Origin of the sequence: Massilia sp. MS-15 (assembly GCF_020176695.1) — a bacterium.
Taxonomy (GTDB): Bacteria; Pseudomonadota; Gammaproteobacteria; order Burkholderiales; family Burkholderiaceae_D; genus Telluria; species Telluria hydrophila.
Map to the genome: position 1 here is coordinate 1 of NZ_JAIWIA010000102.1, position 621 is coordinate 621.

Here is a 621-nt window from a genome sequence, read left to right on the forward strand (position 1 = left end):
CCGTGGTCGTAAGTAAAACGGTAGCGGGTGTCGCTGTCGGTAGCCAGCTCCACCAGCCGGCCCTGGCTGTCGTAGCGGTAGCGCAGGTGGCGCTGGGCCGGGTCGGTGGCGTCGAGCACCTGGCCGCGGCTGTTGCGCAGCCAGCGCTGCACGCGGCCGCGTGCCTGCTGCTCGACCAGCAGGCCGGCGGCGTCGTATGCGTATTGTTCGGTACTGCCGTCCGGCAGCGTTACCAGCAGCGCTTCGCCGGTGCGCCGTCTCTGGTAGCGGGTGATGTGCCCGAGCGCGTCCGTCACGGCGGCAAGGTGGCCGTCAAGGTCGTAGTCGTAGCGGGTGGTCTTGCCGGAACAGTCGGTGTAGGCGGTGAGCAGGCCGCGCCGGTCCCAGACCATGCGCTGGCGGCCGCCGCGCGCGTCGATGTGCGCCAGCGGCTGCGGGGAGGGTGCATCGTCGTACTCGTAGGCTTCGCTGCGGCCGAGCGGATCGCGGGTAGCGAGCAGGCGGCCGAAGTGGTCGTAGTTCGCCTGCCAGCGGCTGCCGTCCGGCAGGCGCAGGTCGGCCACGCGCAGGCTGTGGCCGTCGTAGCCGGTGCGGGTGACTCGCCCGAGCGGGTCGGTTTCG

The 621-nt window shown here is 71.5% G+C and carries 1 pseudogene; it reads right to left on the reverse strand.

Annotation, left to right across the window (positions count from 1 at the left end):
* Positions 1-621, reverse strand: a pseudogene (locus LCI23_RS20460) (hypothetical protein); the annotation flags it as partial.